At 71.9% G+C, this 21,655-nt stretch carries 21 protein-coding genes and 3 tRNA genes; 7 read left to right on the top strand and 17 right to left on the bottom strand.

Annotated features, from left to right (window positions below; genetic code table 11):
* From ABD298_RS00315 to ABD298_RS00285, 7 genes are all read right to left on the bottom strand, one after another.
* The coding region (locus tag ABD298_RS00315) for an ABC transporter substrate-binding protein (protein ID WP_425564264.1) at positions 1–1,304 on the bottom strand (1,304 nt) is incomplete at its 3' end.
* Between the two features lie 143 nt (positions 1,305–1,447).
* On the bottom strand, positions 1,448–1,627 hold the full coding sequence (locus tag ABD298_RS00310; protein WP_344297363.1) for a hypothetical protein: 180 nt from the start codon (positions 1,625–1,627) through the stop codon (positions 1,448–1,450).
* Positions 1,624–2,268, bottom strand: coding sequence for an Asp23/Gls24 family envelope stress response protein (locus ABD298_RS00305; RefSeq protein WP_344297361.1), 645 nt, complete (start codon positions 2,266–2,268; stop codon positions 1,624–1,626). Before ABD298_RS00305 ends, ABD298_RS00310 begins: the two co-directional genes overlap by 4 nt.
* Complete coding sequence (locus ABD298_RS00300) at positions 2,265–2,873, bottom strand: hypothetical protein (protein ID WP_344297359.1); 609 nt, start codon at positions 2,871–2,873, stop codon at positions 2,265–2,267. The genes ABD298_RS00305 and ABD298_RS00300 overlap by 4 nt, the downstream gene beginning before the upstream one ends.
* Positions 2,866–3,294, bottom strand: coding sequence for a hypothetical protein (locus ABD298_RS00295; protein WP_344297357.1), 429 nt, complete (start codon positions 3,292–3,294; stop codon positions 2,866–2,868). The genes ABD298_RS00300 and ABD298_RS00295 overlap by 8 nt, the downstream gene beginning before the upstream one ends.
* Positions 3,295–3,296: 2 nt before the next feature.
* Entirely contained in the window at positions 3,297–3,488 is a 192-nt protein-coding gene (locus ABD298_RS00290) for a hypothetical protein (protein WP_208711358.1), read from the bottom strand.
* Positions 3,485–3,907 (bottom strand): Asp23/Gls24 family envelope stress response protein, encoded by a 423-nt coding sequence (locus ABD298_RS00285; RefSeq protein ID WP_344297570.1) that lies wholly within the window; start codon positions 3,905–3,907, stop codon positions 3,485–3,487. The genes ABD298_RS00290 and ABD298_RS00285 overlap by 4 nt, the downstream gene beginning before the upstream one ends.
* Before the next feature lie 285 nt (positions 3,908–4,192).
* On the opposite strand from ABD298_RS00285, the gene ABD298_RS00280 reads away from it, so the two are divergent.
* Together ABD298_RS00280 and ABD298_RS00275 are read left to right on the top strand one after the other, a co-directional pair.
* A complete protein-coding gene (locus ABD298_RS00280; protein ID WP_344297355.1) occupies positions 4,193–6,208 on the top strand; it encodes a CHAT domain-containing protein in 2,016 nt (671 codons plus the stop codon).
* 73 nt (positions 6,209–6,281) lie between these two features.
* A complete protein-coding gene (locus ABD298_RS00275; protein ID WP_344297353.1) occupies positions 6,282–8,474 on the top strand; it encodes a caspase family protein in 2,193 nt (730 codons plus the stop codon).
* 14 nt (positions 8,475–8,488) lie between these two features.
* On the opposite strand, the gene ABD298_RS00270 is transcribed toward ABD298_RS00275, so the two are convergent.
* The 3 genes from ABD298_RS00270 to ABD298_RS00260 all read right to left on the bottom strand — a co-directional run bounded on the left by ABD298_RS00270 (position 8,489) and on the right by ABD298_RS00260 (position 13,099).
* Positions 8,489–10,366 (bottom strand): alpha-amylase family glycosyl hydrolase, encoded by a 1,878-nt coding sequence (locus ABD298_RS00270; RefSeq protein ID WP_344297351.1) that lies wholly within the window; start codon positions 10,364–10,366, stop codon positions 8,489–8,491.
* Between the two features lie 1,072 nt (positions 10,367–11,438).
* Positions 11,439–12,671 (bottom strand): M20 metallopeptidase family protein, encoded by a 1,233-nt coding sequence (locus tag ABD298_RS00265; RefSeq protein ID WP_344297349.1) that lies wholly within the window; start codon positions 12,669–12,671, stop codon positions 11,439–11,441.
* Positions 12,668–13,099 (bottom strand): ester cyclase, encoded by a 432-nt coding sequence (locus tag ABD298_RS00260; protein WP_344297347.1) that lies wholly within the window; start codon positions 13,097–13,099, stop codon positions 12,668–12,670. The genes ABD298_RS00265 and ABD298_RS00260 overlap by 4 nt, the downstream gene beginning before the upstream one ends.
* Before the next feature lie 154 nt (positions 13,100–13,253).
* Here ABD298_RS00260 and ABD298_RS00255 point away from each other — a divergent pair, with 154 nt between their 5' ends.
* From ABD298_RS00255 to ABD298_RS00245, 3 genes are all read left to right on the top strand, one after another.
* The gene (locus ABD298_RS00255) at positions 13,254–15,527 is read left to right on the top strand and encodes an ATP-binding protein (protein ID WP_344297345.1); all 2,274 of its coding nucleotides are present in this window, start codon (positions 13,254–13,256) and stop codon (positions 15,525–15,527) included.
* 64 nt (positions 15,528–15,591) lie between these two features.
* Positions 15,592–16,671: a M4 family metallopeptidase gene (locus ABD298_RS00250; protein WP_344297343.1), complete on the top strand. Its 1,080-nt coding sequence runs from the start codon at positions 15,592–15,594 to the stop codon at positions 16,669–16,671.
* Positions 16,668–17,027 (top strand): protealysin inhibitor emfourin, encoded by a 360-nt coding sequence (locus ABD298_RS00245; RefSeq protein ID WP_344297341.1) that lies wholly within the window; start codon positions 16,668–16,670, stop codon positions 17,025–17,027. Before ABD298_RS00250 ends, ABD298_RS00245 begins: the two co-directional genes overlap by 4 nt.
* 62 nt (positions 17,028–17,089) lie before the next feature.
* Here ABD298_RS00245 and ABD298_RS00240 read toward each other — a convergent pair.
* The 3 genes from ABD298_RS00240 to ABD298_RS00230 all read right to left on the bottom strand — a co-directional run bounded on the left by ABD298_RS00240 (position 17,090) and on the right by ABD298_RS00230 (position 17,443).
* Positions 17,090–17,165 (bottom strand) — tRNA-Phe (locus tag ABD298_RS00240).
* Between the two features lie 50 nt (positions 17,166–17,215).
* A tRNA-Asp gene (locus ABD298_RS00235) sits at positions 17,216–17,289 on the bottom strand.
* A gap of 81 nt (positions 17,290–17,370) precedes the next feature.
* Positions 17,371–17,443: transfer RNA gene (locus tag ABD298_RS00230), tRNA-Glu, on the bottom strand.
* 63 nt (positions 17,444–17,506) lie between these two features.
* Here ABD298_RS00230 and ABD298_RS00225 point away from each other — a divergent pair.
* Positions 17,507–17,881 (top strand): metallopeptidase family protein, encoded by a 375-nt coding sequence (locus ABD298_RS00225; RefSeq protein ID WP_344297339.1) that lies wholly within the window; start codon positions 17,507–17,509, stop codon positions 17,879–17,881.
* 1 nt (position 17,882) lies between these two features.
* Positions 17,883–18,806 (top strand): cation diffusion facilitator family transporter, encoded by a 924-nt coding sequence (locus ABD298_RS00220; protein WP_344297337.1) that lies wholly within the window; start codon positions 17,883–17,885, stop codon positions 18,804–18,806.
* A 1-nt stretch (position 18,807) separates the two neighbouring features.
* Here the strand turns inward: ABD298_RS00220 and ABD298_RS00215 are convergent, their stop codons facing one another.
* The 4 genes from ABD298_RS00215 to ABD298_RS00200 are packed head-to-tail and all read right to left on the bottom strand — an operon-like array spanning position 18,808 to position 21,648.
* Positions 18,808–20,166 carry an FAD-dependent oxidoreductase gene (locus ABD298_RS00215; RefSeq protein WP_344297335.1) on the bottom strand — a complete coding sequence of 453 codons (1,359 nt, stop codon included), beginning with the start codon at positions 20,164–20,166 and terminating at the stop codon, positions 18,808–18,810.
* Positions 20,167–20,195: 29 nt separating this feature from the next.
* Positions 20,196–20,606, bottom strand: coding sequence for an arsenate reductase ArsC (locus ABD298_RS00210; RefSeq protein ID WP_344297333.1), 411 nt, complete (start codon positions 20,604–20,606; stop codon positions 20,196–20,198).
* The gene (locus tag ABD298_RS00205; RefSeq protein WP_344297331.1) at positions 20,603–21,304 is read right to left on the bottom strand and encodes an aquaporin; all 702 of its coding nucleotides are present in this window, start codon (positions 21,302–21,304) and stop codon (positions 20,603–20,605) included. The genes ABD298_RS00210 and ABD298_RS00205 overlap by 4 nt, the downstream gene beginning before the upstream one ends.
* Complete coding sequence (locus tag ABD298_RS00200; protein WP_344297329.1) at positions 21,301–21,648, bottom strand: ArsR/SmtB family transcription factor; 348 nt, start codon at positions 21,646–21,648, stop codon at positions 21,301–21,303. The genes ABD298_RS00205 and ABD298_RS00200 overlap by 4 nt, the downstream gene beginning before the upstream one ends.
* Positions 21,649–21,655 lie beyond the last annotated feature (7 nt).

The raw sequence follows: 21,655 nt of genomic DNA, 5'->3' as shown, positions 1-21,655 counted from the left end.
GCCGCGTCGATGGCCGACTGCATGTCGGACAGCGCTTGGTCGACCGACTTCTCCCCCTTCAGGGCGGAGTAGGCGTTGTCCTGCACCGCCTTGGTCACGGCCGGGTAGTACGGCGTGACCGGACGCGGCACAGCGTTCTCGATGGACGTCTTGAGCACCGGCAGGTACGCGAGCTTGGCCGTCAGGTCCTTGTCCGTGTACAGGCTGCCGAGCACCGGCGCCAGCGAGCCCTGCGTCGCGTAGAACTTCTCCGTCTCCTCGCTGGTCATGAACTTCATGAAGTCGAGGGCGGTCGCCTTGTTCTTCGAGTAGACGCTCATCGCGATGTTGTGGCCGCCGAGCGACGACGCACCCGGCCCGTCCTTGCCCGGAAGCGGGGCGATGCCGAACTTGTCGGCGACCTTGGAGGAGCCGTCGGTCTTGTTCACGATGTTGTAGACGTAGGGCCAGTTGCGAAGGAACATGAGCTTGCCGTCCTGGAACGCCGTCCGGCCCTGCTCCTCCTGGTAGGTGATGGCCTCCTGCGGGATGTTCCCGCTCTTGAAGGCATCGACGAGCTTGCCCAGACCGGTCTTCGCCTCCGGGGAGTTGACCGCGGCCTTGCCCTGGTCGTCGACGATCTTGCCGCCGAACGAGTTGATCGCCTCAGACGCGTTGACAGTGAGGCCCTCGTACTTCTGGAACTGGCCCGCGTAGCAGCCGATGTTGTTCTGCTTCGCGATCGAGCACATGCCCATCATCTCGTCCCACGTCTTGGGCGGGTTGGGCACGAGATCCTTGCGGTAGTACAGGAGGCCGCCGTCGGAGGTCTGCGGCGCGGCGTACAGGGTGCCGCCGTAGGTCGCCGTCTTGACGGTCGCCGGGAGCATGGCCGAGGTGTCGATCGTCGTCTTGTCCTTGAGCGGCTGGAGCCAGCCCTTCGCGGCGAACTCGGCGGTCCAGACGACGTCGACATCGACGACGTCGTAGTTCGCGTCCTTGGCCTGGAAGTGCTGCACGAGGTCGTCGTGCTGCTGGTCGGCCTGGTCCGACTGCTCCTTGAACGTGACCTTCTCGTTCGGGTGGGCTGCGTTCCACTTGTCGACGAGCGGACGGACGACGTTCGAGTTGTCCTTGCCCTGGACGTAGGTGATGGGTCCGCGCCCGTCGAGGTTGTTCGCGGCGTCGCCACTCAGGCCGCCACTGCTCTGCCCTCCGCCGGAGGTTCCGCCGCCGCCTCCGCCGCCACAGGCGGAGAGGGCCAGCGCCAAGACGCCTGCGACGGCCAATGGAGGGGCATACCTCGAGAACTTGCGGTTTCTCATGCTCGACTCCCGTGTCTGTGAGGCGGCCCTGGTGGCGCCCCAAAAGGGTGTTGTGGTGGACCTCACACTAGGCAACGGCAACACGGCAGTGCAAGCGCTTACGCATTTCGTGTCCTCTCTGTGACCATCCCCTCACGAGAGCCCTATTCGGCCTTGCGCCCCTTCACGTTCCGAGCGATGTCGGCGGCGAGTTCCCTGACGTTCTGGGCGGCCTCAGACGCCAGGTCCCGGACGTTCTCGACCGCGTCCTCGGCGAACTCCTTGGCCTTCTCGGCCGCCTCCCCCGCGAGGTCCTTCGCCTTCTCGGCGTTCGGGCCGGTCACCGGACGCGTTCGGCGCGGCTGAAGCGGGCGCGCGCGCCGGAGGTGACGTGGAGGAGCACCGGGACGGCGGTTCCCATCACGAGGTCCAGGCACCGGACGAGCTGTTCGACCTCGGCAGCAATGGCGCCCGGGTCCGCGCCCTGCCGCGCCACTGTGCGGATGCGCAGCGCCGTCCGCCCCTCGAACTCGACTGCCGCGACGGCCGTGCTGAGCACGTCCTTGCGCTCGGCGAGGACCCCGCGCAGGGCCTGGTCGACGGCAGCGGCGGCGATGCCCACCATGCCGGGCACCTCGCCCTCGGCGAGCTGCCCGCCCGGGCCTGTGCCGCCGTCGGGCGCCGTGGCGGCAATCAGGTCACGGCGGCCGGTCCCCTGCTGCGAAACCCACCAGACCATGAGCAGCACGATGAGGACTGCGAGCGCGGCGGCGATGAGCCAGAGCCACGACACCCGCGTGCCCGGGAAGTGCGTGGCCTCGAAGGCCGCGCCCGCCCGCACGGCGGCGTCCGGCGCCCAGGACTGCCACCACTGCGCGAAGGCTGGCATGGCGGCGAGCAGGAGCATCAGGGCCCCCGTCGCAAAGACCAGAAGCCCGAAGACCGCGATGAGCACGCGGTTCAGCGTCCGCGGCGTGCCGTTCATGCGCCGACCACCCCGCTCCCCTCGACGCGGACCCGGAGCTGCGGGTACGGCCGTGGCCCCAGCCGGCCGAGTTCGTCCTCGGTCGCTGCCAGGACGTCCTCGGCCCGTACGGGGATCCCCGAGGTGGGCCGGACGTTGACCACAGCCTCCCCCGCGGAAACCACCACGCTCACCTGCTCCGGCCGCACGACCGCGGCGGCGCGGGCCCGGCGCGCAAGCGCGGAGGCGAGCACCTCGTCGTCGACCACGACGGCGATGCGCCCGCCCGGCAGCTCGCGCCGTCCGCGACGGCCGGGGCGGGCCGCGAGGATGACGAGGGCCAGGCCGGCCATGGCCACGACGGCGCCGAAGAGGCCGAGGAGCGCGCGGTTCGTGCCGTTGGGAAGGGCCGCGACGGCACGGGCCGCCGCCTCAGGGTTGACGAGCCACTCGTGCTGGCCGAGGGCCTGGAGGGTCGTCTCGAGGAGGAGGTACGCGCACAGCGCCGCGACCGCGAGCGCGACGAGGCCCACCAGGTAGGCCCTCGACGAGGTCACCTCGCGCTGGACCGCGCGGTCCAGCCCGTGCGGCGCCTCGCGCTTCTCGAGCGTGCCATGGTCAGCCATGGCCGGCCGCCTCGAGCAGTACCGGGCTGCCCACACGGACACCGGAGATGCGGATGTCGACGCGGCTCAGCATCGCCCCGCTCAGCGACGTCACCGACTCGAGGATCCGTCCCTTCGCCCGGGCCGCACGCTCCCACACGCTCCCGCCCCACGGGAGAAGGTCCTCGGGCCCGTCGACCAGCGCAAGGTGCGGGATGGCGATGGGGGCGACGATGCGGAGGGCGAGGAGGCCGGCGTCGTCCGACCAGTCGGCCCGCACATCGGTGGGCTCCACGCCGAGCGCGGCCCCGGCGGCTGCCTGGGCGAGCCGGGTCAGGGCCTGGGTGCTCACGCGGTTGTGGCCGGCGAGCGGATGCGAGGCCGGCGGATGGGCGGGCGGTGCCGGCACTCCTGGCTGAGGGGCGCCGGGCGAGGCTTCCATGCTCACGAGGAGGATCGCCGCCCGGTCAGCGCCTCCCACACACGGCGGAGGTCGACCCTTCCCTCGGCGGCGCGCCCGAGGACCGCGCCGACGACGAGGAACACGAGCGACCCGAGGAAGCCCCCCACGCCGAACTGGAAGGACATGTAGGCGAGGAACGCCCCGAAGCCCATGCCGACCACGACCAGGTTCACTGCACCTCGATTCCGGAAGGCTTGGTGCCCACCCTCGGCTCTCCGATGAAGACGTCCGCGATCTCGACGTTGACTTCGATGACCGCGAGGCCCGTGAGCTCCTCGACGGCCCGGTACACCGCAGCCCTCACCCTGTCGGCGAGCGACTGCAGCGGCACGCCGTAGGCCGCGACAAGCGTGACGTCGACGGCCGCCTGGGTCTGTCCCACCTCAGCGCGAACGCCGGAGACATGGTCGGTCTGGCCGACGGCATCCCGGATGGCCCCGAGGGCCCGCGAAGGCGCGGTGCCGAGCGAGTGGACGCCGGGTACGTCCCGGGCGGCGGCGGCCGCGACCTTGGCGACGGCCGCCTCGTGGATCACGGTGCGGCCTGAGGCCCCCACCGGAAGCGCGGCCTCCGCGGCTGCGCCGTGCACCATGCCGTACCGGACTTCTGGCTCCTGGCTCACCGCGCCTCCCTCGCTCGCCGGGCGGCAGCAGCCGTCGCGGCAGTGAATGGCAGCCGTCCCGTGTGAGGACGCTTACGGCTCTACCTTAGTACGGCAGGCGCGCGGAAATCGGCGGCAGCACGGGCGAGGCGCCCGCATCGCGCGCTGCGGGCATTCCGCCCCTTTCGGGTGGCCGCCGCCTGTGTCAGCATGGCGCTGCCGATACTTTTCGGCAGCCTGCTGGGGGCTGATCGAGCAGTGCGAGGAGGAACTGCCGTGGTTAACGGCCCAGCTGAGCCTCTGGCGGACGCGTCGGCGTCCGGCGGGTGGCGCGTGGAGCGCATCCCGCCAGAACCCCTCCCGCCCGAGGTCCTCGACCTCTTCCCGGATGTCCCCGTCCGTCTCGCCGAGGCCTTCGTCCTCCTCGCCCCCGCGGCCCCCGGTCCCGGCAGCGCCACGGTGGCCGCACCGTTCCCCGACAGCTCACTCGTGCTCGTGGTGCTGCGGCCCGGCGGAACGCCGGAGCTCGTCAGTGCCCAGATCGACCATGGCTTCGGGGAGCCGGCCGTGGGCGTGTTCCGGATCCGCCTCGGGAAGCACGACGGCGGCACGCGGCTCCTGCTGCTGGCCGTCCGGCCCGAGGTGCTCGCCAAGGCCCCTGCCTCTGGGCGGATGGGCCCTCTCCCCGCCGCCCCCGCGCCCCTCCCCGACGGCGCCGCGGTGGTCCCTCCGCCGAACGGCGCCACCCGCCCGTCGCCGGGGGTGGTGACGCTCCCACGCAGCCGTTCCGCCTCGCCGCCGCACGTGCCCGCGTGGGTCGCAGCCGACATGCCGTCGACGCTCCGGCCCGAGGCGCGGGCAACGGTCACGGTCCGGATCTCCCGCACCGAGCTCACGGCGCTGCCGGACAGCGCCCATGCCGCGCGGCCGCTGCTCGCGGCTGTGCCGGGCGAGCCGCTGCGTCTCAAGCTGCACCGGCGGAACCTCCAGGTGGTCCCCGGCACGCCGGACCGGTTCGACGACGTCCCCTTCCCCGAGGAGGCCGAGGTCGTCGAACGCGCCTTCGAGGTCATCGCCGGCGCGCCGGGGCCTGCCGAGGCGACGGTGGTGGTCAAGCAGGGGACCTCGGTGTACTCGCTCGCCGAGGTGACCCTCGTCGTCGAGGTGACCGACGCGCCCCCCGCCGACCCGCCGCCCGCGGAGGCCGATGCCTGGACCACCGCTCCCGATCCGAGGATGGCGGGAACGCCGGTGCTGCGGATCGACGAGGACGTCTTCGGCGACTCATGGAGGTTCGAGTTCGACCTGGAGCTGGGCGACGGGCTCCCGAGGCACTACGAGAGCGCCCCCGCGATGTCCAAGGCCGCCTTCCTCGACGCGCTCTTCGCGCGCATCGACGACTCATGGAGGGATGCCGGGGGCACCGACGGGTTCGCGTCGCGGCTCGCCCAGCTCGGAACCGAGCTCGCCGACGCGCTGCTTCCGGCGGACCTGGTCGCAGACCTGACGTGGGCCTGGGAGCAGATCGACGCGCTGGCGCTGCTGAGCACCGAGGCCTCCGTGCCCTGGGAGCTCGCACAGCTCGGGGAGCCCTCGGCACCGCGCTACCTCGGTGAGACGGGCCTTGGCCGGTGGGCGTACAGCGTAGTCCACCCGCACCGCCTCCGCGCCCGCGCAGGACGCTGCCGCTACCTGTGCCCCTCCTACACGGGCGAGCTCGCCCTCACCCAGACGGTCCGGGAGGCGGAGTTCCTCTCCACGCTCGGTGCCAGCGCCATCGAGCCCGGCGACGCTGCCTCCCTCTCGTCGCTCCTGCGCGCGGGCGGGTTCGACCTCCTCCACTTCGCGGGACACGGGGCGTCCGACGCCGAGGGGCAGCGGCTGCTCCTGGCCGCGGTCGCCGAGGCTGGGGTTGCCGCGCTTCCGGCCTACCCCGCGTCCTCGCTCACCGCGGACTTCCCCCGACGCCGGCCGGACCCGAAGGCCGAGCCGGGGCCCGTCGTGGTGCTCAACGCGTGCGGGCTCGCGCAGGGCGCCCGCACGGGTGCAGACGCGTTCGCGTCGGCGTTCCTCGCCGGGGGCGCAGGGGCGTTCGTGGGGTGCATGTGGAGCGTCGGCGACCGGCCCGCACTCGCGTTCGCCGAGACGTTCTACTCCGCACTGCGCAGCGGGAAGACGGTCTGCGAGGCGGTCAAGGCCGCCCGGCAGAAGGCCCGCGCCGAGGGGGACGCCTCGTGGCTCGCCTACACCGCCTATGCCCACCCCCTCGCCACGGTGGAATTCTCGCCCTAGCCGCCGGGCGCCGTCGTGCGCCCCACCGCCGTCCCACCCCTCCCGAGGCTCCACCCAGCAGAAGGACACCGCCATGACGATCCCAGCCACCCCCAGCGCACCCCGCGGCTCTGGGCTCAGCGACGAGGAGCTCGCCGCGCTCAAGCCGCACGTCATCAACCTCCGCCGGGGCCAGCTGGCCGACGGTCCGGACGGAGAGGGCGAGTACTTCTCGACGGCGGCGGATGTGGAGGCGATCTTCGCGACCCATCTGCCGGCCTTCCTCGCCGGACGCAGCGGACCGGTGCCGCTCATGGTCAACGCCCACGGCGGACTCGTCACGGAGGCCGCCGGGCTGCGGGCCGCAGCGTCGCGCATCCCATGGTGGAAGGAGAACGGCGTCTACCCCATCTACTTTGTGTGGGAGACCGGGCTCGTGACGTCCCTCGCCGACGCCCTCGCCGGATGGCTGGGCGGCAGCCGCGGACCCGGCGACTTCAAGGACCGCATCGTCGAGCTCGCCGCACGGTTCGGGCAGGGCGAACGCGTCTGGGGGGAGATGAAGGAGTACGCCGAGGCCGCGAGCGCCGGCGGCGGCGCCTCGGTCTTCGCCGACGCGCTGGGGTCCTTCATGAACGAGCACCGCGGCGCGCTCACTGTCCACGCCGTGGGACACAGCGCAGGCTCGATCTTCCACTCGTACTTCATCCCCGCCGCGGTGAAAGCCGGCGTGGACCGCTTCGAGACGGTGAGCTTCCTGGCGCCCGCCGTCCGCACGGACCTCTTCAAGGAGAAGGTCAAGGACGAGGTGGACCAGTCGATCGGCCAGCTCTCGATGTTCACCATGACCGATGACCGCGAGCGCGCCGACAACTGCGTGCGCGTCTACGGCAAGAGCCTGCTGTATCTGGTCCGGGCCGCGTTCGAGCCGAGGATCGGCGACCCCATCCTCGGCCTCCAGGACTCGGTGCGGAGCGACCCGGACCTGCGCGACTGGTTCGGCGAACCGGACTCGCCGTCGTCGGCCCAGGTGGTGTGGTCGGTCGCGGACAGCGGCCCGTACAGCAGCAGCGACGCCACGAGCCACGGCGCCTTCGACGACGACCCTGCCACCATGGAGAGCGTCCTGCGGCGCATCGTGGACCGCAAAGACGTCACCCCCTTCCCGCTGCCGCGCGCCGTGGAGCCGCTCTGGCCGACCCAGCCCCGCGACGTCCCCGCCCCCACCTGGCCGCACTCGGCCACGCGAAAGGCGCTGTGCGTCGGCATCAACGCCTACCCCGACGGGGCCGACCAGCTCTCGGGCTGCGTCGCGGACGCCGGGGCATGGGCCACCGAACTCGAGAAGGCCGGATTCGCCGTGCACCTCCTCGCCGACGCGCAGGCGACCCGGTCGGAAGTCCTGCTGAGGATGCTCGAGCTCGTCTCGACCAGCGCCCCCGGGGACACGCTCGTGGTCCAGTACGCGGGCCACGGCACGACGGCGCCGGACCTCGACGGCGACGAGGCGGCGAGCGGGCAGGGCGGCAATATGGAGGACGAGGCGCTCTGCCCCGTGGACTTCCGCGCCGGCGAGCTCATCATCGACGACGACCTCGGGCTCATCTGGGACCAGCTCCCCGAAGGGGTGGCTCTCACGCTGTTCTTCGACTCGTGCCATTCGGGCGACGGGCAGCGCCGCATCCTCTCCCAGGCCGAGCTTGAGCAGGAGACGACGCTGCGGCGCCTTCCGCGGCGGATCGTCCTGTCCGAGGCCGACCGCGAGGCGTTCCGGGCGCGCCGCGGCTACACGTCGGCCACGGGATCCCGGGGGCCTGCGCCGTCGCCTGGTGGGCCCGTGGACGGGCAGCAGAAGCCCCACCGGGAACTCCTGTTCAGCGCCTGCCAGCCCACCGAGCTCGCCTACGAGACGGCGGGGCACGGGGACTTCACCTCGAAGGCCTCGCCCCTGCTCGCCGACGCGATCGGGAAGCTCACCAATGAGCAGTTCCTGGGGCGGGTCGTCGACGGATTCGGGGACCGGCAGCACCCGAAGATCAACGGCGAGAAGGCGCTCTTCGGCCGCACCTTCCTGGGACCAGCGGCAACGCCGGAGCCTGCCGGGCCGTCCGGCGTCGGCGGGGCGTCCGGCGGCGCGGGAACGCTGACCGCGGTCGGGAAGCGCGCGGACGACGCCGAGGTGGCGGCCCTCGAGGCGACGCTCGCCGCGGCCGCGGGAGCCGCGGAGCACCGCGCGACGAGGGTGGCGCGGCTCCTGCGGGCCATCGCGGATGTCATCGAGGAGTAATCGAGGAGTAGCAGTCAGAGCCTGCGGAACACGAGCCCGTAGTTCGGCGGGATGGTCACGAGCGCCTCGTCGCCGTCGTGCAGCGTGTGCAGGAGCATCGCGCCGTCGATCTGCTCGCGCCAGTCGCCGGCGGCCTGCAGCGGGAGCCAAACCGTGGCGGGCGCGTCGCCGAAATTGAGGGCGACGGCGAAGTCCTCCGGTGGGGCGGCGCCGTCGGCGGGTGCATGGCGGCGGAAGGCGAGCACCTTCGCGCTGAGGTGGTCCGGGCGCGAGTAGTAGTAGAAGTCGCCGCGGGCGCGGAGGGCGCGGCTGGCGTTCCGCAGGGAGCCCAGGATGCGGTAGAGGCGCACGAGCGCCTTGCCCGGCGGGTCGTAGAAGTAGTCCCAGTGCAGTGGGCGCTCGAAGAGGTTCCGCCCGATCCCGTCCTCGGGCAGGCCCCAATTCTCGCCGAACTCCTGCCCCTGGAAGAGGAACGGGATGCCCTTCCCGGTGAACAGGCCGATGGCGTAGGGCTGCGTCTTGTAGAACTTCGTGCGGTCGCCGAAGGGCTGCTCGAGGAGATCCGGGGCGAGCGCCCTGCCGAACTCGTTCAGGAAGCGCTGGTGGTCATGGGTCTCGAGGTACTGGAACGGGGCGACCGGGAACGTCTCGCCCGAGGCGGGATTGCTGTAGCGGTCCGGGTAGCCGACGAACGCCGGGTCGAGGAGGTGCGCGAAGTCCTCGCTGACGTAGCCGCCGCGGGCCATCCCGCGCGCGGCGTCCATGAGCCGGTTCTGCCAGCACGTGTTCGTGTAGGTCTGTGAGAGCATCCCGATCGGGTCGTCGAGGTTCTCGGAGCACTGGATGACCGAGCTGGCGCCGGAGGCGGTCTGGAAGCGCGGAAGGGTCCGCGAGTACTCGTAGGTCTCGTACGCGAGCGCGGGGTAGCCGGGACCGGCAGGGTTCCCGTCGTAGTAGCCGGGAACGTAGTCGTAGCGGAAGCCGTCCACGTGGTACTCGTCGAGCCAAAACCTGTTGAGCGCCGTGAAGTACTGCGCGGTGAATGCCTTCGTGAAGTCGCTGCCGGGGCGGTGCGGGAAGAACTCTCCCGCGAAGGGGCCCATCATCGGGTTGGGCTCCCCGGTGGAGTCGTAGACCGTGTTATACGCGAAGTCCGGGTGCGAGTGGGCATACACGGCGTCGAGGATGACCGCCATCCCCTTCGCGTGGCACGCGTCAACGAGCCGCTTGAGCCCGGCCGACCCGCCGAAGCGGTCGTCCGGGCAGAAGTAGCCCAAGGGGGTGTAGCCCCATTCGACGTCCTCACCGACATTCGTCACGGGCATGAGCTCGAGGACGTTCACCCCGAGCCCGCGCAGGTAGTCGAGCTGGGTCACGACGCCGTCGAAGTCCTGGTTGAACTCGCGCACGTTCAGCTCGTAGACCACCATCTCGTCCACGGATGGCGGGGTGTGCGCGCCGTCGGTCCAGGCGAAGGGTGCGGGAGCAGGCGCCGTGAAGGACGAGAGGGTGCCCAGCCCGGCGTCCCTGCCGAAGGGGTCCGCGAACCGGACGGCCGCAACCCCCGGGATGCCGCCGGGTTCGCGGAGCAGCTCGTACCTGTAGAGGTAGCGTCCGGGCCAACCGAAGTGGGTCCCGGGCTGCTGGTCGGCCGCGGCGGAGAGGGAGAGCCCTCCCGTCCACAGGTCATACTCAGTGCCCTTCATCCAGCTGAGCCACACGGCCACCGGTTCGATCCCGCGGACGAACTGGTCCGCCTCGTGGATCACCTTGGCGCGGACCCGGTACCCCTTGTCGAAGGTGATGCCGGGCAGGTACACGCCGAAGTCGGCCCTCCCGGGCGTGCCGGTCTCGGGGGAGACGTGGGCGCCGACCTCGGACAGCGTGATCATGCCGCCATCCTAGGGGTGCGGCGCGTTACGGGGCTGTTATCGGGCTATGGTCCCAGGCCCGAGCGTCCGCCTCCCAAGGAGTCAGCGGCTCGCGCACTCGGGCGGAGCCGGCACGGGCGGATGGCCTGATGCGCCCCGGTCATCGCAGGGTGGGGCGCTGCAGACTGGCCGTCCGGCAAAGGCGGGAGGAGCCCATGGAGCCACACCGCCTGCGCAGTTCTGGCCCGGGCCCTTCCCTCGGGGGGCGGTGGCGGGCGACGCCGCAGGGGCGGGCGCGACAGGAGGGGTGGCCTGTCCAGCCGGGGTCGCGGCGGGGGCGGCGGCGGGAACAGGAGCCTGGGCTGGCGCTGGGGCTGGCACAGGAGCCAGGGCTGGCGCCAGCGCCGACGGCAACGCCGCAGCCGACGCCGGAGCCCGGAGCGTGAGGGGCTGGGGTGAGGTGCGAGGAAGGGGCGCGAGCGGAGCAACCTGCGGCCACGTAGGCACGAACGCGGGAGCCGGAGCGGCCGGAACCGCTGCAGGGGGACCTGCAGCCCCGGCCGGCGGGGGCGTCTGGGTGTCCCCCGTCGCCGGGACTGGTGAGGGACTGGAGCTGGCCACGGGAGGCGTGGGTGTCGCGCCCGCTGTGGGGCCCGGAATGGCGGACGGGATCGAGGGGGCGGCCGAGCTCTCTCCCCCTTGGCGCGAGTTGGGGCTCGGGCCGAGGCCACCCGACAGGAAGGACTGGACGGCCAGCGAACCGATCCCGAGGACCACCATGGCCGCTGCACCCCACGTCGCGGCGAGGGGCATCAGGAGGACGCCGCGTGAGCGGCGGGCGGGCGATCTCCATGAGGCTGCCGCGATGAGGATCACGGCCGCGAGGACCAAGGCAGCCAGCGGTGCCAGGACGACAAGCACCAAGGCCGCGGCCGCAATGGCCCCGACCAACCCTATGAACAGAACCCTGGCAGCCGCCCACCGGGCGCCGGAATGAGGCTCGGCGCGAGCCCGGACGAGGGGCGGGGAGGACGCTGCGCGTCGCACCATGCACCCCATGGTCTCAGGGAAGGGATGGGTCGCGCGAGCCCCATTACCGCGCAGCCTGCGACAGCGCCAGAGTGGCACTGGCCAGCACGCGCGCAGTCAGCAGGACTGCCCGCTCGTCAACAGTGAACCGCGGGTGGTGGTGCGGCGCGGCATCAGGGCCGCCGCAGCCGACGCCGAGGAACAGTCCGGGGACGCGGGAGGAGAACTCGGCGAAGTCGTCGCTCGCCGTGAGCGGCGGGGCATGCACGACGGCGGCCACCCGCTCCGCGGCGATCGCACCGCCCGCGGCAGCGGCCAGGGCGGGATCGTTGGCCAGCAAGGGCGCGTGGCCCGTCCACTTCAGGCCCGTGGAGCACCCCAGCGCGCCGGCGACCCCAGCAGCGATCTCGGCCACCCGGCGTCGCGCGCGGTCCGCGACCCCTGGGTCGAACCAGCGGAGGTTCCCGAGGACCACGACCTCCTCGGGAGCCGCATTCGCCGAATTGCCGCCGCGGATCGAGCCGAGGCCCACCACGAGCGTTTCCCCGACCGGGGTTTCCCGGGCGACGAGGGCCTGGAGCGCGGTCGCCACGTGGGCCGCGGCCAGGACGGCATCGGCGAACTGGCCCGGCGTTCCGGCGTGGCCACCCCCGCCCCTCACGGTCAGGTGGAAGAAGTCGGCGCCGGAGAGCACCGTTCCGGCGTTGACGGAGACGGTCCCGAACGGGAGACCGGAAAGGACGTGCGCGCCGAGGGCAAGGTCGACGCCGTCGAGCACCCCTTCCGCGACCATCGCCGCCGCGCCCGCAAGGAGCTCCTCGGCCGGCTGGAGGCAGAACCGGAACGAGCCGGCGAGATCTTCGCGGAGTCCGCTGAGGACGGCAGCGACGCCGATGAGCGCCGCGAGATGAACGTCGTGCCCGCACAGGTGGCCCGCCGGCGCGGCTGCCGGGGTGTCCGCAGCGAACGGAAGTCCACTCGTCTCGCGGACGGGGACCGCGTCCAACTCGGCGCGCACCAGCACCCGCGGGCCCGGACGGACGCCGTGCAGGTCCCCGACCACCCCCGTGCCGCCCACTCCGGCCCGGACAGCGAGCCCGAGTCCGTCGAGGCGCCGGGCGACGAGCGCGGCCGTGGCGTGCTCGGCGAAGCCGAGCTCGGGGTGTGCGTGGAAGCGCCGGCGCAGCAGGACCAGCTCGGGCGCGAGGCTGCCGAGACGACGGTGGGCAGCGGCGGACAGGACGGCGGGCGTCGCGTGCCCGGGGCCGGGCGACGCCGTCGTCTGCGGAGGGTTCATGGGGCAGCCGCCGCGGGCGCCGGCACGAATCCCAGCTGCATCAGCATCGCGAGCTGGTCCACCACGTGCCAGTGCTCGGCGAGCAGGCCGCCGGCCACCCGGTAGATGTCGATGCCGGCGATATCGAACGGCTTCCCGCTCGCCGGCAGGCCCGCGAACGGCTCCACCTGGGTTCCCCGGTTGCGCCAGCGGACCACGATGCGGTCGCCCTCCGCGATGACGTCCTCCACCGTGAAGCTGGGATCGAGCGCGGCGACGAGCATCGAGACGCGGTCCCGCAGCCCCGAACGGCCCTCGCCCTGGCCCGGCAGCGGATCGTGCTCGGAGTAGTCCTCGGCCGCGATCTCGTCGATCACCTCGAGCCTGCGCCCGTTGAGCACCTCACGGTAGAAGCGCTCCACGAGGCCGCGCGACGTCTCGGTTGACATGGTGTCCTCCTTCAGGTCGATGTGCTCTCAGCGTGCGCGCACTGAGGATCCGGGACCACGACGGGAACCCACCGACCCGCCCACCGACTTCCGCGGGGGCCGCTGGACGGTGGCGTCCCTGTCGGCCGCGCAGGCGGGGGCCTACCCTTGTGGCGTGGAAGGGAGCGCAAGGGTCGCCGACGGCGGCGTCGGTGCCGCGCTGCGGCGGCTCCGGACGGCGGCCGGCCTCACCCAAGAGGGCCTCGCCCAGCGCGCAGGACTGAGCGTCCGCGCGGTGAGCGACACCGAGCGGGGGCTGCGCACGCGCCTCTACCCGGGCACGACGGCGCGGCTCGCCGAGGCGCTCGGCCTCACCGGCCCTGACCGGGAGCGCTTCGCCGCCGTGGCCCACGGGGTCCCGGCGTCACAAGGCTCCGTGAGCACGCTCGTGCCCTTGCCCCGGCCAGCGTCCGCGCTCGTGGGGCGCGAGTCTGACCTCGCTGGTCTGGTCGGCCTCCTCACCGGGCCCGATGCCCGGCTCGTGACCCTCACTGGCCCCGGCGGGGTCGGGAAGACGCGGCTGGCGCTCGCAGCGGCGGCCGCGTGCGCGGCGTCGTTCCCGGAGGGTGCAGCGTTCGTGCAGCTCGCCGGGTGCCGGGACACGCAGGCAGCAGGGCTCGCGGTCGCCACGGCGGTCGGCGCCAACCCGGCCCACGGGACGGTGGCGGACCTGGTGTGCGAGGCTATTGGGACGCGCCGGATGCTCGTCGTGTGCGACACGTTCGAGGGCGTCCTCGAGGCTGCGGCGATCCTGTCCGAGGCCCTGCGCAGGTGCCCGGGCGTGGTGTTCCTGGCGACCAGCCGTTCGCCCCTGCGGCTGGTCGCCGAGCGGCTCGTGCGTGTCGGGCCGCTGGACGCGGCGGCCGCGGCCCAGCTGTTCCGCGCGCGGGCGGCCACGGTCAGGCCCGGCGTGGACCTCTCGGCGGCCGAGCCCCTGATCGCGGACATCTGCGAGTGCGTCCAGCGCATCCCGCTCGCACTGGAGCTCGCCGCCGCGCGCGTAGCCCACCTCCAACTCGCCGACCTGCGGGACCGGCTGAGCGCCCAGCTGGGCGTCCTCACCGGCGGACCGGTGGACGACGACGAGCGGCACCGCACGCTCGAGGCGACCGTTGCATGGAGCTCCGGGCTCCTCGACGACGCGGGGCGGGAAGCGCTCGCGCACCTGTCCGTCTTCGACGGCTGGACTCTCGCCGGCGCCGCCGCCGCGCTGGGCCGCGACCCCCTGCCTGCGGTCAGCGCACTCGTCGACCAGAGCCTAGCCTTCGTCCCCGACCCGGCCGCGGCCCATGGCCGCTACCGGATGCTGGACGCCGTACGCGAGTTCGGGTCCGCGCGGCTCGCGGCTGCCGGCGCGCTCGGCGAGGCGCGGGACCGGCACGCGGACTGGTTCCTCGCCGGAGCCGAGGCTTCGGCCGGCGCCATGCGCCACGCCGGCCAGCGGGAGGCGCACCGAGAGGCCGCGGCGGACCTCGGGAACCTGCGGCTCGCCTTCCGGCACTTCGAGGACTCACGGCGCGGGACCGACGCGCTCCGCCTCGCGACCGCCCTGTGGATGTTCTGGCTCTGGCAGGGCGGGTTCTCCGAGGGGCGCGCATGGTTCCGTGCGGCGCTTGCCGCCACGCAGGGCGCGGCCGTGCGCGACGCCGATCCCTCCCTCGCCGCGCGCGCCCGCTGGGGCGCTGGCTGGCTCGCGTACCACCAGGGCGACTGGGCTGAGGCGCGCGTCCATGCTGCAGAGCTCGCGCGGCTTGCCGAAGGGAGCGAAGACACGGTCGAACAGCGCAGTGCGCTCACGCTCAGGGGCATGCTCGCCCTCGCCGACCGCAGGCTTCCGGACGCGGCGCACCTCCTTGCCGAGGCTCTGGCGGCGGCGCGCCGCCTCGTCCCCGCTGACCCGTGGATCCTCGCGGTCTCGACGCTCAACGACGGCGCCGGCCTGACGCACACGGGATGGCTCGACGCCGCGGCCCGGCGCTTCGCCGAAGCGCGGGACCTGTTCGCCGGGCTCGGCGACGAAACCTACCGGGCGCGCGCGCTCAGGCATCTCGCCGCCGTGCGCCTCCTGACCGGCGAACTTGCCTCCGCTGAGCGCCTGCTCGAGGAGAGCCTCGCGGCCGAGACCGACGCCGCCGACCAGTGGGGCCTCGCAGAGACCCTCTCCGGAATGGCCCACGCCGCGGCGTCCGCCCACGACGCGCGACGGGCCGGGGCACTCGAGGCGAGGGCCGGCGTCGTGCGCCACGGCCTCGGAGTGGCGCAGCATCCGTTCGACGCGATTCTTGCGGAGAGGCATCTCGGCCCGCTGCGCGGCAGTGAGGAATTCATGGCGGGATGGGCCGAGGGCCGTGAGGAAGGAGGCCTGGTTCCGGCGATAACGCCGCAGTAACGCCCTGGGCGCTACGCTTCTCGCCGCCCAGCCGAACCTCGAGCCGATCCTTCAGGGGGCCACCGTGTTGAAGACCACCAGACGAGCACTGTGCTCCATCGCGCCGCCAGACCTCCTGGCGTACGTCGCCGTCCATGGCGAACTCCCCGAGCGCGAGGCGGCGGTCCGCGCGCTGACAACCACAGCCGCCATCCATTCGCAGCGCAGCGTCATGGGCCACCTGATACGGCAGCTCGACCTCAAGGTCGGGCCGATGATCGGATTCGGGGTGACGCCCGGCAGCCGCCTGACGGTATACGACGCGAAGAACAAGGGCAGGTCCTTCCTCCCCGGCGTCCGCATGCGCGGAGCGGGCGAGCCTGCGGTCGCCGACGTCGCCGTCAACCAGGCGTACGACGGCAGCAACACCACCTATGAGTTCTACCGGAACGTGTACGGGCGCAACTCGGTCGACGACGAGGGCCTCGAACTGGTCTCGAGCGTCCACTTCAGCACCGGGTACGACAACGCCATGTGGGACGGCACTCAGATGGTCTACGGCGACGGCAGCGGGCGGATCTTCCAGACGGGCGCCCTCACCCGCGCGCTCGATGTCATCGGGCACGAGCTCACGCACGGCGTCACCCAGTTCACGGCGGGCCTCGCCTACAGCAAGCAGTCCGGGGCGCTGAACGAGTCGTTCTCGGACGTCTTCGGCTCGCTCGTCAAGCAGTACAGCCTCAAGCAGACAGCGGACAAGGCCGACTGGCTCATCGGCGAGGGGACACTCGTGCCCACGCTCGGCACGGCGCTGCGCTCGATGAGCAAGCCCGGCACGGCATGGTCCGGAGACCGGCAGCCCGCGCACATGAAGGACTATGTGGACCTTCCTGACGATGAGGATCCCCACCACGACAACGGCGGCGTCCATATCAACTCGGGGATCCCCAACCACGCCTTCTACTTGGCGGCGACGACGATCGGCGGGAACGCCTGGGAGGTCACGGGGAAGATCTGGTACGAGACTCTGACCAGGCGTCTGCACCAGACCGCGCAGTTCGAGGACGCCGCGAACGCCACGGTCGACGTCGCGGGGCAGCTCTTCGGGCAGCCCGAGCAGAAGGCCGTCAGCGATGCATGGAAGGGGGTCGGCGTCCTCACGTGAAGCTCACGATTCGCCGCGGCGGGGGAATCTCCGGGATCGTCACCCGCACTGAGCTGGACACCGCAGCCCTGCCCGATCCCGTGGCCGAAGACCTCGTCGGCGAGGTGCAGCGCGCGGGGCTGCAGGACCTCCCCGCGCCGCACCACGAGGTCCGGGCCCCGGAAGGGCAGCGCGAGTCCCCTGCCCCGACGGCGGCGCGGCAGCCGGATTCGCAGCTGTACGAGATCTTCGTCGAGGGACTGGGCGCTGCGCCGTTCAGCGCGCGGTACACCGACGAGTCCCTTCCCGAGCAGGTGCGGCACCTCATGGAACTGATCGACGCCAGGCCCGAGCGGACGGACTCGGTGGAGATGTAGCGCCTGCTTGGTACCGCCCGGATACGCGAAAAGGCCCCCGCATCACGCGGGGGCCTTCTTCGTGGTGGCTCCGACCGGCGTCGATCCGGTGACCTTTCGATTTTCAGTCGAACGCTCTACCAACTGAGCTACAGAGCCTCGATGATTACTCATCGAAAGACAACCTGACCGGAGTCATGTCGCCGAAGCGACCCTGACGGGACTTGAACCCGCGACCTCCGCCGTGACAGGGCGGCGCGCTAACCAACTGCGCTACAGGGCCTTGTTGTTTGCGGTGCGAACCCCGCTCACAAGACTTAGATCCTAGCAGACCCTTTCGGACCACTCAAAATCCGCTCATGCGTACCCCCAACGGGATTCGAACCCGTGTCGCCGCCGTGAAAGGGCGGTGTCCTAGGCCACTAGACGATGGGGGCCAGCCAGACCATCAAACTATAGGGCGGGGCTGTCATACGGCACAAATCGCTAGAGTGGGCGGCATGGGCACGGCGTGGATGAGCGAGGACGAGTTCGAGGCCGCCGTGGACGCGGCACTCGACCGCATTCCGCGGCGGATCGCAGAGCACATGGACAACGTCGCCGTCTTCATCGAGGACCGCTACGCCCCGCGGGCGCACGAGGACCCGGATACCGTCCTGCTGGGCCTCTACGAGGGCACGCCCCTGACTGAGCGCGGCGAGTGGTACGCCGCCGGGTCGCTGCCCGACCGCATCACCGTGTTCCGCGAGTCGATCCTGGAGGCCTGCTCCTCCCGTGAGGAGGTCATCGAGGAGATCCTGGTGACGGTCGTCCACGAGCTCGCCCACCACTTCGGGGTCGCCGACGACCGCCTCCACGAGCTGGGCTGGGGCTGACATGGGCCACACGCACGCCCACGACCACGGTGGGGCGACAGCGACGGGCAGGCACCGCCGTCGTCTGCTGCTGGTCCTGGCCATCACGCTGTCCGTCGTCGTCGTCCAGCTGTTCGCGGGCTTCCTCTCGGGATCGCTCGCGCTCCTCGCGGACGCCGGCCACATGTTCTCCGACGCCGCCGGGCTTGGCATAGCGCTCACGGCCGCCTGGGTCGCGACCCTGCCCCCGACCGACCAGCGGACCTTCGGCTACCAGCGCGCCGAGGTGCTCGCCGCACTGGCCAACGCGCTCGCGCTCATGGTCGTCGCGGTCGTCATCTGCCTCGAGGCCCTCCAGCGGTTCGGCGGCGGCCACGAGGTGCAGACGACGACGATGCTCGCCGGCGCGGCCCTCGGCGCCGTCGCGAATCTCGCCGGGCTCCTGATCCTGCACGGCGCCCACCGGGAGAGCCTCAACGTGCGGGGTGCCTATCTCGAGGTGCTCGGGGACCTGCTGGGGTCGGTCGCAGTCATCGCGGCCGCCGTCGTCATCATCACCACGGGCTGGGTCCAGGCCGATGCGGTGGCGTCGCTGCTCATCGCCGTGCTCATCGTGCCGCGCGCCTGGGGCCTCCTGCGCGACGTGGTGGACGTGCTCCTCGAGGCCAGCCCGAAGGGGGTGAGCGTGCAGAGCATTCGCGAGCACATCCTCTCCGCGGCGGGCGTCGTCGACGTGCACGACATCCACGCGTGGACCATCACCTCCGGCGTGCCGGTGTTCTCAGCACACGTGGTGGTCGAGGACGAGGTGCTCGACGCGGATGGGGTCGACCTGGTCCTCGACCGCCTCGCCCAATGCCTCGGAGAGCACTTCGACACGGAGCACTGCACGTTCCAGCTCGAGCCCGCCTCGCACCGGGAGCACGAGCCGGAGCAGCACGCCTAGCCTAGGACGAGCGCCCGTGCGCCAGCCCGGTCGGGACGCCGATCACGACGGGCGTCTTCTCGGGGGTGCTGCAGCAGGAGGTTCCGAGAAGCGATTCCTCGGCGATGCCATCCGAGCCGACGCCGGAGCACACGCCCGTGGCGGGCAGCTCCAGCTGGACGGCGCCGGCGGCGACATGGTCCCCGGCAAGCGCGGCAGCGATGGAGCGCACCTGCTCGTAGCCCGTGGCCATGAGGAAGGTCGGCGCCCGCCCGTAGGACTTCATGCCCACGATGTAGAAGTCCTTCTCCGGGTGCGCGAGGACCCCGGCCCCGTGGGGCTCGACGGTCCCGCAGCTGTGGAAGTCCGGGTCGATCAGGGGACCGAGCCGCCGGGGCGCGTCCACGGCGGGGTCGAGGTCGAGGCGCACCTCGGACAGGATCGACAGGTCGGGCCGGAACCCCGTGGCGGGAATGAGCCGATCGGCGTCGAGGGTCCGGCCGTCGGCCGCGTGGACGCGCAGTCGTTCCCCCTCGAGGATCTCGATCCGCTCGGTCAGGAAGCCGGTGACAAGTTGCACGGCGCCGGACTCGACCATGGTTCGGAGCCGGGCACCGATCTGGCCCCGCGCGGGAAGCCCGTCCGCAGATCCACCGCCGTAGGCCCTGCCGGGGGTCTCGGCGCGGATGGCCCACAGGACCTCGGTGCCCGGATTCGTCTGGGCGAGCCGGGAGAGCGCGAGGACGCTGTTCGCCGCGGAATGGCCCCCGCCCACGACGAGCACTCGCCGTCGCGCGAAGCCACCCGCGGAGACATCGGGAAGCGGAGCCGTGATGAGCCGGGCCTGGACGGCCTCCTGCTCGCCGAGGGCGGGTAGGCCCGAGGAGCCCAGCGGGGCCGGCGTTTCCCACGTCCCGGACGCGTCGATCACAGCGCGCGCCAGAAGGTCGGCGATGGAGCCGTCCGGCCTCTGCACCCGCAGGAGGAAGGGCGTCTGGTCGCGTCCGATGCCCGCACCCTTGTCGCTGTCCTGACGGGTGACCGCGAGAACGCGGTGCCGGGTGCGGATCCGGCTGGACAGTTCGGGCGTCGCCGCAAGGGGCTCGAGGTAGTCGGCGACGATTTGGGAGCCGTAGGGCAGCGCGGTGGGTCGCGGGGCCTCCCAGCCGTGCTTCTCGAGCAGGCGCACCGAGGCCGGATCGAGGTTGTAGCGCCAGGTGGAGAAGAGCCTCACGTGCCCCCACGCTCGGATCGAGGAGCCGACGCTGGGGCCAGCCTCGAGCACGAGCACTTCGAGCCCGCGTTCGAGGAGGTGGGCGGCTGCGGCGAGGCCGACAGGTCCTGCCCCGATGACGGCGACGGGATGGTCGGCGCGGGTCATCCCGGCCTGTCCCTCAGCGGCGGCGGCCATCACGCGCCCGCAGGCAGGAGCTCGGCGATGAGGGCCTCGACGCGGCCGCGGATGTCGTCGCGGATGGGGCGCACGGAGTCGACGCCCTTGCCTGCGGGGTCCTCGAGCTCCCAGTCCTCGTAGCGCTTGCCCGGGAAGATGGGGCAGGTGTCGCCACAGCCCATGGTGATCACGACGTCCGAGGCCTTGACCGCCTCAGTGGTGAGGATCTTCGGCTGCTCGTCACGGATGTCGATGCCCTCCTCCAGCATCGCCTCCACCGCCGCGGGGTTGACCTGCTCCGCAGGTTCGGATCCGGCGGAGCGCACCTCGACCCGGCCCGATGAGAGGCGGCTGAGGTACGCCGCGGCCATCTGGGAGCGGCCGGCATTGTGGACGCACACGAAGAGGACTGAGGGCTTGTCGCTCATGAGAGGACCTTTCGATCGGCTGCATCAGCAGCGCCGGTCAGGGAGGGGTAGAGGAGCCGGACGAGCAGGAAGCCGAGGACGCCGCCCGCCAGCTGCGCGACGACGAAGCCGGGCACCGAGGCGGGAGCGATCCCGGCGAACGTGTCCGTGATGGACCGTGCGATGGTGACAGCGGGGTTGGCGAAGCTGGTCGAACTCGTGAACCAGTACGCCGCGGCGATATAGCCGCCGACGGCGAACGCCACCCGGTCGGCGCGCCCCGAGCGGACCGTGCCGAACACGATGAGCAGCAGGCCGACGGTTGCCACGGCCTCACCCAGCCACAGCCCCAGACCCGAGCGCTCGTGGCCGGACAGGGACACGGCGTCGAGGCCGAACATGAGGTTCGCCAGAACCGTGCCTGCCAAGCCGCCGAAGATCTGGGCGGCGATGAGGGCTGCCGCCGTCGTCGTGTCGATCAGGCCGAGGGCCCGTTCGACGAGGGTCACCACCGGGTTGAAGGACGCCGAGACAGGCTGGAGCGCAATGATCAGGGCCACGAGCGCAGCGCCGGTGGCGATGCTGTTCTCCAGCAGCGCCAGCCCGGTGTCCGCTGGGGACAGCCTCGAGGCCATGATCCCGGAGCCGACTACGGCAAGGACCAGGAAGGCGGTGCCGACAGACTCGGCGGCCGCGCGGCGCACCGTCTCACGGGTCACGTGGCGGAACCCGAGATGAGGGCCGCCACGCCGCCGAGCGCTTCAGTGCGGGCGCGGTAGTAGACCCATACTCCGCGCTTCTCGCGCTCGAGGAGGCCGGCGTCGTGGAGGATCTTCAGGTGGCGGCTGATGGTCGGCTGCGAGAGCTCGAAGGCCTCGTTGAGGTCGCACACGCAGGCTTCGCCGTCCTCGTGGGCGGCGATGAGGGACATGAGCCTGAGCCGGACGGGGTCGCCGAGCGCCTTGAGCGCCGGCGCCGCCTTCTCCGCCTCGGCTTCGGACAGCGGCTCGCCGGACAGCGGCGAGCAGCAGGCCGCGCCGGGCTGGGCGGCACGCAATGACATAGACACA

The organism is Sinomonas flava (genome assembly GCF_039531875.1).
Classification (GTDB): domain Bacteria; phylum Actinomycetota; class Actinomycetes; order Actinomycetales; family Micrococcaceae; genus Sinomonas; species Sinomonas flava.
Note: the sequence above shows the minus strand (reverse complement) of the source record. Positions and strands in the feature narration are given on the sequence as shown.